The organism is Martinezella tropici, from assembly GCF_008370325.1.
GTDB classification, from domain to species: domain Bacteria; phylum Pseudomonadota; class Alphaproteobacteria; order Rhizobiales; family Rhizobiaceae; genus Rhizobium; species Rhizobium tropici_B.
Map to the genome: position 1 here is coordinate 228,778 of NZ_VNIP01000004.1, position 14,482 is coordinate 243,259.

Here is a 14,482-nt window from a genome sequence, read left to right on the forward strand (position 1 = left end):
ATGACCTGCGTCGAAAAGAACGCTTATAATTGTAATGAAACAATATACAGATTGACATGATCCATTACCTCTTTCACGCTGATGCCATGAACATCCAGCGCGAGAGAGGAATGAAAATCGTGATGGTATCGCTCACAGAGAAGCACCGGTGCACGCCATGACGACGATGGTGACGCTGCGGGATATCGAGGCAGCGCAGCGGCGCATTGCCGGATATGTGCAGCGCACGCCGCTGCTGCCTTCACACGCATTGTCTCAGCGCATGGGCGTCCCCATCCATCTCAAGCTGGAAAATCATCAGGAGACCGGCAGTTTCAAACTTCGCGGCGCCACCAACGCGCTTCAATGCCTGAGCGCCGAAGCACGCTTGCGCGGCCTGGTGACGGCATCGACCGGCAACCACGGCCGGGCTGTCGCCCATGCCACCAAGGCAATGGATGCACGCGCGACCATCTGCCTGTCTGCGCTTGTTCCTGCCAACAAGGTCGAGGCCATCCGAAGCCTTGGGGCAGACATCCGTATTGTTGGGCATTCGCAGGATGACGCCATGCGGGAGGTCGAACGTCTGGTCCGTGAAGAGGGCATGTGTTTCGTACCACCCTTCGATGACGCCGCCGTCATTGCCGGCCAGGGCACGCTCGGGCTCGAGATCGCCGACGATCTGCCGGAGACGACACTTGTTCTCGTGCCGCTGTCGGGAGGCGGGCTGGCCTCAGGCGTCGCCGCCGCGATCAAGGGCCGTCTGCCGGCCGCCAAAGTCATCGGCGTGTCGATGGAGCGCGGTGCGGCGATGGCCGCAAGTCTCACAGCTGGGCGGCCGATCGATGTGCAGGAGGTAGAGACCCTTGCGGATTCGCTCGGGGGCGGCATCGGGCTCAACAATCGCCTGACTTTTCCGATGTGCCGTTCGCTTCTCGATGATGTGATCCTGCTCAGCGAAGACGAGATTGCTGCGGGCATTCGCCATGCGGCCAGGATCGAGGGCGAAACCGTCGAAGGTGCGGGTGCGGTCGGCATTGCGGCCTTGCTTGCCGGCAAGATCCGGCCCGATGGCCCGACCGTGATTGTCGTTTCCGGGGGCAATATCGATCCGGCGGTCCATCGGGCAATCGTCGATGATTTCAAGGCGGAGGTGGCGCCATGACGCGTGTACTGATCCTCACCGAAACCGACCTTCGCAAGATCGTTCAGCTCGACAATGATGCCGTCGATTGCGTCGAACAGGCCTTTGTGGCGCTGGCGACAAAGGCCGTAGAGATGCCGCCGATCATGCGGCTTGATATCCCCGCCCATCGCGGCGAGGTCGATGTGAAGACGGCCTATGTTCCCGATCTCGATAGTTTTGCGATCAAGGTGAGCCCCGGCTTTTTTAACAATCCGTCGCTCGGGCTGCCGAGCACCAACGGATTGATGATGCTCTTGTCGGCGCGCACCGGCTTGGTCGAGGCGCTCCTGCTCGATAATGGCTATCTGACGGACGTGCGCACTGCTGCGGCAGGTGCCGTGGCCGCACGCCACCTTGCCCGCCCGGATGCCCGTATCGCCGCAATTCTCGGTGGGGGCATGCAGGCTCGCTTGCAATTGCGCGCGCTCACGCTGGTCCGGCCGATCGAGGCCGCACGGATTTGGGCGCGCGATCTGGCGAAGGCCGAAAGGCTCGCTCGGGAATTGACGGCGGAACTCGGCTTTCCCGTCGTGGTGGAGCCGGATGCCGAGCAGGCCTGCCGTGGCGCTGACATCATCGTGACCACCACGCCGTCGGACACGCCGATCCTCGATGCCGCCTGGCTACAGCCGGGCCAGCATGTCACCGCCATGGGCTCCGACGCCGAGCACAAGAACGAGATCGACCCGGCCGCCATCCTGAAGGCCGCACCCTACGTCGCTGACAGCCTGAAGCAGACGCGGCGGCTGGGCGAGCTTCATCACGCGATCGCCGCAGGGCTTGTGAGCGAGGCCAACGACTTTCTCGAACTCGGCGTCATCATCTCGGGCCAGGCCGAAGGCCGCCGGTTGCGCGAGGCGATCACGCTTTGCGATCTGACCGGAACGGGCGTCCAGGACACCGCCATTGCCACGCTTGCCCATCGCCGCGCCGTCTTGGCGGGCGTGGGCCAAGCGATTGAAACGACAAAAGCATCAGGAGACCCAGCGTGAGCGAACCGACCCTCAATTTCACCCGCGCCGAATATGCCGAGCGGCTCGAAAAGACGCGCCGCGCCATGGAAAAGGCCGGTGTCGATCTCGTCATCGTGACGGATCCCTCCAACATGCATTGGCTCACCGGTTATGACGGCTGGTCCTTCTACGTGCATCAATGCGTGTTGGTGCCTGACGCCGGCGAGCCGATCTGGTTTGGGCGCGGCCAGGATGCCAATGGCGCCAAGCGCACGGCCTATCTCGCCCACGACAATATCATCGGCTATCCGGATCACTACGTGCAGTCGAATGAGCGCCATCCGATGGATCTGCTCTCGAAGATCATCGAGGAACGCGGTTGGGCCAATGCCTCGATCGCCGTCGAGATGGACAATTACTGGTTCACCGCAGCAGCCTATGCCTCGCTCGTTAAGCACTTGCCGAATGCCCGTTTCAAGGATGCGAGAGGGCTCGTGAACTGGCAGCGCGCCGTCAAAAGCCCCACCGAGCTCGACTATATGCGCAAGGCCGGCCGCATCGTCGAAGCCATGCACCAGCGGATCGTCGAAAAGGTCGAGCCCGGCATCCGCAAATCCGATCTCGTCGCCGAAATCTACGATGCCGGCATTCGCGGCGTCGATGGTTTTGGCGGCGATTACGCGGCCATCGTTCCGCTGCTGCCCTCAGGCGCGGATGCTTCCGCCCCACACCTGACCTGGGACGACAAGCCGATGAGGAGCGGCGAGGGCACCTTCTTCGAGATCGCCGGCTGCTATCGCCGCTATCACTGCCCGCTGTCGCGCACCGTCTTTCTCGGCAAGCCAACCCAGGCCTTCCTCGATGCGGAGAAGGCGACGCTCGAGGGCATGGAGGCCGGCCTTGCCGCCGCCAAGCCCGGTAATGCCTGCGAGGATATCGCCAATGCCTTCTTCGCGGTGCTGAAGAAATACGGGATCGTCAAGGACAACCGCACGGGCTACCCGATCGGCCTTTCCTATCCCCCGGATTGGGGTGAGCGGACCATGAGCCTGCGCCCCGGCGACCGTACCGTGCTCCTGCCCGGCATGACGTTCCATTTCATGACCGGTCTCTGGCTGGAAGACATGGGCATGGAGATCACCGAAAGCATCGTCATCACCGAGAGCGGCGTCGAGTGCTTGTCCTATGTGCCCCGGCAGCTTGTCGTGAAGTGATTGCCTGAGATGAACAGCATGAGCATATCCATACGCCCATCACCGATCACGCCGTCAGTCGACTTCGATCGCGACGGCATCCAGCACGGCCATCTGCGCCTTCCCTGGTCGCGCGACGATTCCGCCTGGGGATCGATCATGATCCCCATCTGCGTCATCAGGAACGGCGAGGGGCCGACGGCGCTTTTGACGGGCGCCAATCATGGCGATGAATATGAAGGCCCAGTGGCACTCTTCGATCTCGCCCGGACACTGAAGCAGGAGGAGATCAAGGGCAGGGTCATCATCGTACCCGCGATGAATTACCCCGCCTTCCGGGCGGCGACGCGCACTTCACCGATCGACAAGGGAAACCTCAACCGGAGTTTCCCCGGTCGACCCGACGGTAGCGTGACCGAGAAGATCGCTGATTACTTTACCCGCTACCTGCTGCCGCTTGCCGACATCGTGCTCGATTTTCATTCGGGCGGCCGTACCCTCGATTTCCTGCCCTATGCCGCAGCGCATGCTCTGCTGGATAAGAGTCAGGAGAAAGCCTGCTTCGATGGTGTTGCCGCGTTTTCCGCGCCCTATTCCATGCGGATGATCGAGATCGATGCCGTCGGCATGTACGACACCACGGCCGAGGAGATGGGCAAGATCTTTGTGACCACCGAGCTTTCGGGCGGTGGAACTATATCGGCGCGTACGGCTTCCATCGCCAAGCGCGGCGTTCTGAATGTGCTGAAGCATGCGGGGATCGTTTCCGGCACCCCGGAGATCGAAGCGACGCAATGGCTCGACATGCCGTCTTCCGATTGCTTCGTCTTTTCCGAGGCCGACGGCCTTTTCGAGCCGCTCAAGGACCTGGGTGAGAAGGTTTCTCGGGGAGAAATCATCGCCCGTATCCATCCGATCGGCCGCACGGGATCCGTGCCGTCAGACCATCGAGCGGCGGTGGACGGTGTTCTCGCCGCACGTCATTTCCCCGGCCTCATCAAGACCGGAGATTGCCTGGCCGTCGTTGCGACCTTGACGGGAGGCCCCTGAATTGCCGCGCCGCGGCAGCGCGGCGCGGACTACCAACCCGCTACGGCAAAGATCCGGAAAACCGGACGGCCGATGGCGGAATCCAACCACAGAGGAGTGAACCATGAAATCGAATTTATACCGCAGTCTTGCCGCCGTGGGCCTGACCATTGGTCTGGCTGCATCCGCCAACGCCGCCAGCCTCGAGCAGATCAAGAAGGACGGCTATATCCGCGGCGCCAGCGCCAACGAAGTTCCTTACAGCTATATGGACGAGAGCGGCGCCGCCAAGGGCATCGGTCCCGATGTTGCCGCCGCCGTTCTGAAGTCGATGGGCGTCAAGGAAGTCGACTGGACCGTGACGCCCTTCGGCTCGCTGATCCCCGGCCTGAAGGCCAGGCGCTTCGACTTCGTTGCCGCCGAGCAGAACATCCTGCCCGAACGCTGCAAGCAGGTTCAATTCACCACGCCGAATTCCAGCTACGGCGAGGGCCTATTGGTGCCGAAGGGCAATCCGAAGAAGCTGCATTCCTATGAGGACATCAAGAAGGATCCGTCGCTCAAGGTCGCGATCGTATCGGGTGCCGATCAGCTCGATTTCTTCCATGGTCTCGGTATTCCGGAATCCCAGATCGTCATGATCCAGGCGAATGCGGATGCGCTTTCCACGATCCAGACCGGCCGTGCCGACGCCTATGCGGCAACCGAGCTGACCGTCGCCAAGCTCGTTCAGGGCAGCACGAATGTCGAGCATGCGGAGCCGTTCACCGACCCTGTCATCAACGGAAAGTCCGTCAGAAGCTATGGCGGCTTCGATTTCCGGCCCGAGGACAAGGATCTCTACAAGGCCTTCAATACCGCTCTTGAAGCCTTCAAGAAGACCGACGACTACAAGAAGATCCTGATTTCCTATGGTCTGAGCGCCGAAAGCGTCGAAGCCGCACGCACGAAGAGCACCGAAGACCTGTGCGCGGGCAAGTGAGCCTATCGATAGTCGAGAACGACCTGGTGGCCGTCTGCGGACGATCGCCAGGCCGTTCGGCCCCTCCCATTCTGGAACGGAGGTGACCCGGACATGAGCTGGACACATTATCTGCCGGCATTGCTGAAGGGCGCGGAGGTGACGGCGCTCATCGCCATCGCCTCCATGTTTCTTGGTGCAATCCTCGCCTTTGCGGCCGGCCTTGCGCGCTTTGCCGGAGGACGCCTGCTGTCCTCGATCGCGATCGTCTATATCGAGATCTTTCGCGGCACATCGCTTCTGGTGCAGCTTTTCTGGCTCTATTATGCGCTGCCCCTGATCGGGATCTCCTTCGATCCTATCACCACAGGCATCGCCGGCCTGGGCCTCAATATCGGCGCTTATGGCGCAGAGGTAGTACGCGGCGCGCTGCAGGCGGTTCCCGACACGCAGCATGAGGCGGCGCGGGCGCTGAATTTCAAGCAGGGCCAGACGCTCTTTCATATCGTCCTGCCGCAGGCCGTGGTCGAAATGATGCCGGCTTTCGGCAATCTCGCCGTCCAGAACCTGAAGGATACGGCACTGGTCTCGCTGATCTCGATCAGCGATCTCACCTTCCAGGCGCAGCAATTGCGCAACATCACGCTCGACAGCGTGACGATCTATTCGCTGACGCTGATTGGATACTTCATCATGGCGCTCATCCTTGTTGCCTTCATGCGCTGGCTGGAGATGGTCCTTCGCCGTGGCGTCGCCTTCCCGGGGAGGGCGCCGGCATGATGTATGGCTTCACCTGGGATACGTCGACGACGCTGTCTTTTGCATTGTCGATCCTGCCGATCCTCGGCATCGGCCTGATCGTCACACTGGAGGCGGCAGCCGCGGGTTTTGCGATCGCGCTGGTTCTCGGCCTGGTTTTCGCTTTGCTCAGGCGCAGCCGTTTCGTGGCGATCTCCTGGCCGACGGCCTTCGTCATCGAGTTTCTGCGCGATACGCCGCTGCTCGTCCAGCTCTTCTTCCTCTATTACGTCCTGCCGATCTACGGCATCGTGCTGCCTGCCTTCCTGACCGGCGCACTGGCGCTCGGATTGCAATATTCGGCCTATACGTCGGAGGTCTATCGCGGCGGCCTGGATGCCGTGCCGCTCGGGCAATGGGAAGCGGCGACGGCGCTCAATCTCGGGCGCGGCCGCACCTACTGGGATGTCATCATCCCGCAGGCGATCCCCCGCATCATTCCGGCCATGGGCAACTATCTCGTCTCCATGCTGAAGGAGACGCCGGTGCTCTCCGTCGTGACGGTGGTCGACATGCTCAATCTCGCCAATCTCATCGGGGATCGGACGTTCGAGTATCTGGTGCCGCTTTCCCTCGTCGGCCTGATCTTTCTCATCCTCACGCTCGTCTGCTCGGCGGCCATTCATTGGCTCGAAAAGGCGTTGCCGAAAAACGGAATTGCTCTCAAATGACGCAACCATTGATCCGCTTTCAAGATGTGACCAAACGATACGGCCACCTCACCGTGCTCGATAATTTCTGCTTCGACGTCGCGCCCGGCGAGAAGGTGACGTTGATCGGCCCCTCCGGCTCCGGAAAATCCACCGTCCTACGCATCCTGATGACGCTCGAGCCCTTTCAGGAGGGAACCCTGCATCTGGCCGGCATGTCCTATCATCAGGACAACGGCCGCGGTCGGTTCCTCGCCAGTGAGGCGCATCTGCGTCAGATCCGCACCCATGTCGGCATGGTCTTCCAAAGCTTCAATCTGTTTCCGCACATGACCGTGCTGCGCAATGTCGTCGAGGCACCGATGCGGGTGCTCGGACTGGGCCGAGCGGAAGCCGAGTGCCGGGCCGTCGACCTTTTGCGCATGGTCGGCCTCTCGGAGAAGAAGGATCACTATCCGAGCCAGCTTTCCGGCGGCCAGCAGCAACGTGTTGCGATCGCCCGTGCGCTCGCCATGCGCCCACGGGTCCTGCTGTTCGACGAGCCGACATCGGCGCTCGATCCGCAGCTCGTCGGCGAAGTGCTCGGCGTCATCCGCGATCTCGCCCATGAACATGATCTGACCATGCTCCTGGTCACCCATGAAATGCGCTTTGCCCGCGAAGTGTCAGACCGTGTCTGCTTCTTCGACAAGGGCCGCATCTGCGAACAGGGCAAGCCGGAAGATATCTTCAGCGCGCCGAAGGAAGACCGCACCAAGGAGTTTCTGCGCTCCATCCTTTGACGGGATTGAGCTGCGGCAAGCGCGTTTCCGCTTTTCTTCGAATCGCGAAAACACTCTATCCTCTTATTTTTACGCAATTCCGGACGGAAAACCGCTATGCACTTTTCCTGGAATTGCTCTAAACGATCGAGCCTACGTCGAAGACGGGCGGCAGCTGTTCGAACGTACCGCGAACGGTTTCGAGCGCCGAGCGAAGGGCCGAGTGTGAGAGGCGGCCGCCGAGACAGATGCGGATGCCGCCGACCGGCCGCTCTCCACCGGCGACGAACGGATCGGACGGTGTGACAGCGACACCCTTGCGGGCAAGCGCCCGCACGAGACCTTCCTCCGTCCAGCGTTCGGGAACCGACAGCCATGCGCAGAGCGACAGCGGATGGCTGCCGGCAACGAACGGAGCCAGTACCTCGGAGACGATCGCCTGCCGGGCTTCGGCCTCGCCTCTCTGGACGGCAATCAGGGCTTCCGCCGTCCCATCCAGCACCCAGCGTGAGGCCATTTCGGCAACGACATTGGTGGCGCTCCATCCGGTCACGCGCAGGATCGAGGCGGCGCGGATCGAGTAGTGGGCGGGCACGACGAGATAGCCGATGCGCAATCCCGTCATCACGGACTTCGTGAAGCTGGTTACGAAGAAGCCGAGTTCCGGAATGAGATCGGGCATGGAGGGAAGGGGATCGCGAAGCATCGGCTTGTAGACCTCGTCCTCGATGACGAAGATACCATGCCGGCGGGCTATATCGGCGATTGCGCGCCGGCGCTCGGCCCCCATCACGTGGCTGGTGGGATTGCCGAGCGAGGAAACGATGACGAGCGCCGTCACGTCGCCGATGGCACAGGCCGCCTCGAAGGCTTCGGGCAGAATGCCCTCGCGATCGGTCGGAAGACCACGCAGCGTGAAGCCGAGAACATTGGCAAGACCGATGATGCCGTGATCGGTCAGGTTTTCGGTCAACACAACTTCGCCGGGCCGAACGACCGAGGCGACGGCGAGGAAAAGGCCATGCGCCGCGCCATTGGTGATCAGGATCCGGTCGGGATCGGTCTTCACCGACAGACCTGAGAGCCAGACCTGCGCCGCGGTCCGATGGGCATCGAGGCCGGCGATCGGCCGGCAGGGCCGCATGAAGCTGCTATTGTCGCTTTCGGCAAGCGCCTGCATGAGTTCACGGGCCGATCGTTCATGGGCTTCGGTGTAGACGGCCCGGATGATGGAGAGATCGGCGCTGCCGCTCGGATCGCGATCGAGCATGAAGCTGTCGGCGCGTTCGGTGACGCGGCTGCGCACGAAGGTGCCGCGCCCCACCTCGCCACGCAGATAGCCGCGGCGCTCCGCCTCCTTGTAGCTCAGGCTCACGGTCTGCACCGAAATCCCCAGCGCATGGGCGAGATCGCGATGCGTCGGCATCTGCGCGTGCACCGGCAGAATGCCGTCATCGATGTCGGCGATGATCTTGTCGGTGAGCAGCTTGTGCTTGGTCACGCCCTTGCGATGCTGAAGGACGGGTTTCCAGGCGCCATTGTCCTGGTCTTTTGAATCATGACGATACATGGATTGATCCGGTACAATTCTCAAGATCCATGTACACCATTCATTGCCGGATAGCGATGACCGCGCGGCCTATTGTCAACAACAGGTCGCGCAATCATCTCGCAAAATAAAGGGTACTCTTCTCAACTAGGATTTCGGCTAGCGGTTTGAAAGCACGCTTTCGATGGCGCCGGCCGCCGCCTTGACGACGGTATCGGCTTCTTCCCGCGTCAGGCACAGTGGCGGTGCAAAGCCAAGGATGTCTCCCTGCGGCATGGCACGGCCGATGACACCGCGTTCAAGCAGCGCTGTCGCCACCTGCGGGCCGATCTTCTTCGCCGGGTCAAAGAACTTGCGATCATCCTTGTCCTCGACGAATTCGACGGCTGCCATCAGCCCGTCACCACGAACCTCGCCGACATGCCTGTGGCCGCCGACGGCCTTGGCAAGTTCCGAGCGGAAATAGGCGCCGGTGGAGCCCGCATTTTCGACGATGCCGAGTTCATGGACCAGCTCGAGATTGGCGATGCCGGCCGCCGCGCAGATCGGGTGCGCGGAATAGGTCCACCCATGGCCGATGGCGCCGAGCTGATCGGATCCCTGGACGAGCACCTGCCACATCTTGTCGGAGACGATGCTGCCCGAAAGCGGCGCATAGGCAGACGTCAGGCCCTTGGCGATGGTGATCAGATCCGGCTTCATGCCGTAATGATCGGAGCCGAACATCGTGCCGAGACGGCCGAAACCGGTGACGACTTCGTCGGCCACGAGCAGGACGTCGTATTTGTCGAGAACGGCCTGGATCTTCTGCCAGTAGGTCTTCGGCGGCGGAACGATGCCGCCGGTGCCGAGGATCGGTTCGCCGATAAAGGCGGCAACCGTTTCCGGACCCTCGGCGAGGATCATGTCCTCCAGTCTGTCGGCGCAATGCTGCGCGAACTGTTCCTCATTCATCGACCGGTCGGCCCGGCGGAAGAAGTAGGGCGCTTCGGTATGAAAAATGGGCGCGCGCGGCAGGTCGAAGGCCTTGTGGAACAGTTCGAGGCCGGTGAGGCTGCCCGTCATGACGCCTGAGCCATGATAGCCGCGCCAGCGCGAGATGATCTTCTTCTTTTCCGGGCGGTCGAGAATATTGTTGTAGTACCAGATGAGCTTGATGTTGGTCTCGTTGGCGTCAGACCCGGAAAGGCCGAAATAGACGCGGCTCATGCCCTCGGGTGCGCGGTCGATGATCATCTTCGAAAGCGTGATCGAGGCTTCCGTGCCATGGCCGACATAGGCGTGATAGTAGGCGAGGTTCTTTGCCTGCTCGGCGATCGCATCAGCGATCTTCTGCCTGCCATAGCCGACATTGACGCAATAAAGGCCGGCAAAGGCGTCGAGGCTTTTCTTGCCGTTGGTATCGGTAATGTAAACGCCTTCGGCACCGGTAATCACGCGGGTCGGCGTCGCGCCGCGCGCGTGCATTCCCATGTGGGTTGAGGGATGGAAGAAATGGTCTCTGTCCCAGGCGTTCAGTTCGTTGCGCTTGTCAAGCATATTATCGTTCCTTCTTTTTCTATTCGCGGCGTCAGGCTGTCGTGTCGACGCAGAGATATTTGAGCTCGGTGAAAGCCTCGATGCCGTGGCGGGAGCCTTCGCGGCCGAGACCGGATTGCTTCCAGCCGCCAAAGGGGATCGGGCCGCCGGTGATCTTCACGCGGTTGACGGCCACCATACCGTACTCCAGCGCCCGGCCGAGCCGCATCTGCCGCGCGCCGTTCGTCGTCACGACATAGGCGACGAGGCCGTATTCGGTGTCGTTGGCCCGGGCGACGACCTCGTCCTCGCTATCGAAAGCGGTCACGGCGGCGACCGGCCCGAAGGTTTCTTCGTGCATGATCAGGGCATCCGGCGAGGGCTCGACGAGCAATGTGGGCTGGAAGAAAAGCTTGCCGGCATGGTGCCGCTTGCCGCCGGTCACAAGCCGTGCGCCGTGCTTCAACGCGTCGGCGACATGCTCCTCGACCTTCGCAATGGCGCGCTCGTGCATGAGCGGGCCGATATCGACGGCGCCGTCCAATCCGTTTCCAACCGTCAGGGCTTCGATGCGCTTGGCAAACGCCGTGACAAAGGCTTCCATGATCGGGCGCTGCACGAAGATGCGGTTGGCGGCCAGGCAATCCTGGCCGGAGGTCGCGAATTTGGCATTGATGGCGATATCGACGGCGCGATCAAAATCGGCGTCGTCGAAGATGATCAGCGGCGCATGGCCGCCAAGTTCCATGACCAGCCGCTTCATGCTCGCAGCGCATTGGCCGGCGATCAGCTTGCCGATCTCGGTCGAGCCGGTGAAGCTCAATGCCCTGACCCGCGAATCGTCGCAGAAGGCGCCGACGACGGTTGCGGCATCGCCGGTCAGCACGTTGAAGACACCGGCGGGAAGCCCGGCGCGTTCGCCGAGTTCCGCGAGCGCAAGCGCCGACAATGGCGTTTCCGACGATGGGTGGGCAACGACGGTGCAGCCGGCGGCAAGCGCTGCGGCGGCCTTGCGCGTGATCATGGCAGCGGGAAAGTTCCAGGGCGTGACGATGCCTACGACGCCCAAGGCTTCCCTGCGGACGAACATTTCGGTGTCGGGCAGATGGCTGGTCACGCTTTCGACGTTGATCCGCTTGGCTTCCTCGGCGTACCATTCAACAAAGCTTGCGGCGTAGTCGATCTCGCCGCGGGATTCATCAAGCGGCTTGCCCTGCTCCAGAGTCATGATCAGCGCCAAATCTTCGCGCGCCTCGATCATCAATTCGTACCACCTGCGCAGGATCGACGCTCGCTGCTGGGGCAAGCGCGCGCGCCAGGCCGCAAAGGCATCCGTTGCCGCGTCGATGGCCTCGAAGGCTTCCCTCTGGTCAAGGCTGGTGACCCAGGCGAGTGTTGCGGCGGTTGCGGGATCGATGACCTGGAAGCTGCGACCGGCCTTACCGGCGACCCAACGGCCGGCGACATAGGAAAGGTCTCGCAGCAGATGGCGGTCGTTCAGCCGCGAGAGGGCTTCATGATAGGTGGCGCGGGCGTGGAGCGCAGGCATGGTTAGGTCTCTCGTTCCAGATGCCACAATGGTCTCATGGAACACCGCGAGAGATTGTCCAATGCTGGCAGCTGGAAGAGAGAAAGGACCTAAAGAGGAGGGCGTCGGTAGAGAGTCTCTCTATTCGTCGCGAGAGGCATCCGGAGAAAGCAGGTCGGTGACAGGCAGCACCGTCTCCTCCTTCACGGTCTTGGTGACGATGTAGGTGAAATAGCGCTCGATACCGAGATCGCGATCGAGGAGATCGTCGATCAGGCGCTGATAGGCATCGATATTGGCCGCCATGATCTTCAGAATGTAATCGACGCCGCCGCCGACGGCCCAGCAGGCAACGATTTCCGGGATGGCCGCGACTGCCCGCTCGAAGCGGTCGAAGTCGGTCTGGCGATGGTTGGCAAGCGTAAGCTCGACCATGACATTGGCGATCGGGGCGAGCCGGCGCAGCGACAGGCGCGCGTGATAACCGGTGATGATGCCTGCCTTTTCCAGCTTGCGAAGGCGCAGCCAGCATGGCGTCGGCGAAAGGCCGACCTTTTCGGCGAGCGCAAGCTTGGTGATGCGGCCATCGCGCTGAATGGCATCCAGTATCCGCAGGTCGATTGCATCCAGTTTCATTTAAAGCTGCTTGTCTGTCATCCGAGCTTCCAAGAGCAATGGCATCCGAAACCGGCACTGACAAGCGCGCTGAGCGGAATTGAGTGATCAGTTACGCCAGCGGCAGATCCGGCATGGGAGCATTTCTGGCGTGATGCCGCTGCTGCTGATGGCACGCAGCAGCGGCAGCCTCATCGCAGCCTCATTCGGGCGCCACGACAAGCGTCTCGTCGATTTCGGCAGCTTCTTCCGGAAGGGCGCGCTGGCGAGCTAGGCGCAGGAGCGTGGCCAGCAGCAGAATAGCCATCAGTCCGAGCTCGACGGCGATGGCCGTCACGCCCGCCATGAGATAGAAACTTTTATATTGCAGGACCTGTGCGAATACCGCTCCCAGGATCGCTGGCCCGAGGCCCAGCGAAACCTGCTGCATGGTGGCGAGCATGGCGCTGCCTGCTCCGGCATGTTCATGCGGCACATCGGCAAGCCCGAGGCGGTAGAAGCAGTTGACGATCAGCGCCTGACCGAAGCCGATCAGGATCGTCGAGGGGATGAGGTTGATGACATCAGGCCGCGGCCAGACCATTTCCAGCGTCACGATGAGCAGAGTAAGCCCGGTCATCTGGATGAGGCAGCCCGTCACCAACATGGCCTCGCGGCGCATGCCGGCAAGCCGGCGCGTGACGAAGACGGCGGAGAGGAAATAGGAACCGCCGAGCGCAATCAGCGCGTTGCCCGATTGCAGCGGCGTCAAACCGGCGCCCGCCTGCAGCGTCAGGGCGAAGACGAACATGAAGCCGCTCCAGCAGGTGAAGAAGATGATGGCGATCAGCCCGCCGAAGCGCATACTGGAGATGCGGGTCAGCGAGGGCGGCAGGATCGGGAAGGCGCCGCGCGCCTCCTTGGCCCGCTCGATGCGCCAGAGGAGTGCCGCCAGCGGCAGGATCGGCGCGAAACCGAGCAGGCAGAGGTAGTTCCAATGCAGGGAGGGACCAAGTGCCGTTGGCAGCAGTACCGATAGCGTCAGCAATGCCAGCACGATCATGCCGGACCAGTCCACCGGGACTCTGCCTTGCCCGCGTGTCTCCGGAACATGGCGCCACATGCTGAAGAGCATCAGGACGCAGATCGGCAGGTTGATGAGGAAGATGCTGCGCCAGCCGGAGCCGGCGATATTGGCGGAGATGAGAAAGCCGCCGAGGACTTGGCCGATAATGAAGGCGATGCCGCCGGTTGCGCCGTAGAGCGCAACCGCGCGGGCATGGTCGCGTCCGGTGAGCGTGACGTGGATCGTCGCCAGCACCTGCGGCACCATCAGCGCCGCCGCAATTCCCTGCAGCGTTCGGGCGACGATGAGGAAGGCGGCGGAGGTCGCGACACCGCAGAGCAGCGAGGCAAGGCAGAACATGACGACGGCAAGGCCGAACATGCGTCGGCGGCCGAAATTGTCGCCGAGACGCGCGCCCATGGCCAAGCAGACGGCGAAGGCGACGCCATAGGCGGCAACGAAGAGTTCGAGCTCGGTCTCGCCGGCATGCAGCGAGGCGGAGATGGCGGCAAGGCCGACATTGATGATGGAAAAATCGAGCTGCAGCAGCAATTGCCCGGCAAGCAGGATCATCAGGCCGACTTGGCCGAGCCGGATTGGTGCGGATGACATGAAGACCTCAAAGGATTTTCGAAACAGAGTCCACAGTCTTCTACACCCATGTTAAACTGGTACAAGACACCTATTTAGACTGGTATAAAAAGTGCCAGGCTGGAG

The 14,482-nt window shown here is 61.9% G+C and carries 13 protein-coding genes; 8 read left to right on the top strand and 5 right to left on the bottom strand.

Going from position 1 to position 14,482, the window contains the following annotated elements:
* The first annotated feature begins 157 nt into the window (after positions 1-157).
* From eutB to ehuA, 8 genes are all read left to right on the top strand, one after another.
* Positions 158-1,144 (top strand): hydroxyectoine utilization dehydratase EutB, encoded by a 987-nt coding sequence (gene eutB / locus FP026_RS06810; RefSeq protein ID WP_188112522.1) that lies wholly within the window; start codon positions 158-160, stop codon positions 1,142-1,144.
* Positions 1,141-2,157 (top strand): ectoine utilization protein EutC, encoded by a 1,017-nt coding sequence (eutC, locus tag FP026_RS06815; protein WP_149633865.1) that lies wholly within the window; start codon positions 1,141-1,143, stop codon positions 2,155-2,157. The genes eutB and eutC overlap by 4 nt, the downstream gene beginning before the upstream one ends.
* Positions 2,154-3,332: an ectoine hydrolase DoeA gene (gene doeA / locus FP026_RS06820; protein ID WP_149633866.1), complete on the top strand. Its 1,179-nt coding sequence runs from the start codon at positions 2,154-2,156 to the stop codon at positions 3,330-3,332. The genes eutC and doeA overlap by 4 nt, the downstream gene beginning before the upstream one ends.
* A 9-nt stretch (positions 3,333-3,341) precedes the next feature.
* The gene (gene doeB, locus FP026_RS06825; RefSeq protein ID WP_149633867.1) at positions 3,342-4,361 is read left to right on the top strand and encodes a N(2)-acetyl-L-2,4-diaminobutanoate deacetylase DoeB; all 1,020 of its coding nucleotides are present in this window, start codon (positions 3,342-3,344) and stop codon (positions 4,359-4,361) included.
* A gap of 103 nt (positions 4,362-4,464) precedes the next feature.
* Positions 4,465-5,322: an ectoine/hydroxyectoine ABC transporter substrate-binding protein EhuB gene (gene ehuB, locus FP026_RS06830; protein ID WP_149633868.1), complete on the top strand. Its 858-nt coding sequence runs from the start codon at positions 4,465-4,467 to the stop codon at positions 5,320-5,322.
* Between the two features lie 93 nt (positions 5,323-5,415).
* A complete protein-coding gene (gene ehuC, locus FP026_RS06835) occupies positions 5,416-6,081 on the top strand; it encodes an ectoine/hydroxyectoine ABC transporter permease subunit EhuC (RefSeq protein ID WP_149633869.1) in 666 nt (221 codons plus the stop codon).
* The gene (gene ehuD, locus FP026_RS06840) at positions 6,078-6,770 is read left to right on the top strand and encodes an ectoine/hydroxyectoine ABC transporter permease subunit EhuD (RefSeq protein WP_149633870.1); all 693 of its coding nucleotides are present in this window, start codon (positions 6,078-6,080) and stop codon (positions 6,768-6,770) included. Before ehuC ends, ehuD begins: the two co-directional genes overlap by 4 nt.
* Entirely contained in the window at positions 6,767-7,531 is a 765-nt protein-coding gene (gene ehuA / locus FP026_RS06845; RefSeq protein ID WP_149633871.1) for an ectoine/hydroxyectoine ABC transporter ATP-binding protein EhuA, read from the top strand. The genes ehuD and ehuA overlap by 4 nt, the downstream gene beginning before the upstream one ends.
* Positions 7,532-7,649: 118 nt before the next feature.
* On the opposite strand, the gene FP026_RS06850 is transcribed toward ehuA, so the two are convergent.
* The 5 genes from FP026_RS06850 to FP026_RS06870 form a co-directional block, all read right to left on the bottom strand.
* Positions 7,650-9,080 (bottom strand): PLP-dependent aminotransferase family protein, encoded by a 1,431-nt coding sequence (locus FP026_RS06850; protein ID WP_149633872.1) that lies wholly within the window; start codon positions 9,078-9,080, stop codon positions 7,650-7,652.
* 138 nt (positions 9,081-9,218) lie between these two features.
* A complete protein-coding gene (locus tag FP026_RS06855) occupies positions 9,219-10,598 on the bottom strand; it encodes an aspartate aminotransferase family protein (RefSeq protein ID WP_149633873.1) in 1,380 nt (459 codons plus the stop codon).
* 31 nt (positions 10,599-10,629) lie between these two features.
* Positions 10,630-12,126, bottom strand: coding sequence for an NAD-dependent succinate-semialdehyde dehydrogenase (locus tag FP026_RS06860; protein WP_149633874.1), 1,497 nt, complete (start codon positions 12,124-12,126; stop codon positions 10,630-10,632).
* A gap of 120 nt (positions 12,127-12,246) precedes the next feature.
* On the bottom strand, positions 12,247-12,741 hold the full coding sequence (locus FP026_RS06865) for an Lrp/AsnC family transcriptional regulator (RefSeq protein ID WP_149633875.1): 495 nt from the start codon (positions 12,739-12,741) through the stop codon (positions 12,247-12,249).
* Positions 12,742-12,922: 181 nt separating this feature from the next.
* Complete coding sequence (locus FP026_RS06870) at positions 12,923-14,377, bottom strand: MFS transporter (RefSeq protein WP_149633876.1); 1,455 nt, start codon at positions 14,375-14,377, stop codon at positions 12,923-12,925.
* Positions 14,378-14,482 lie beyond the last annotated feature (105 nt).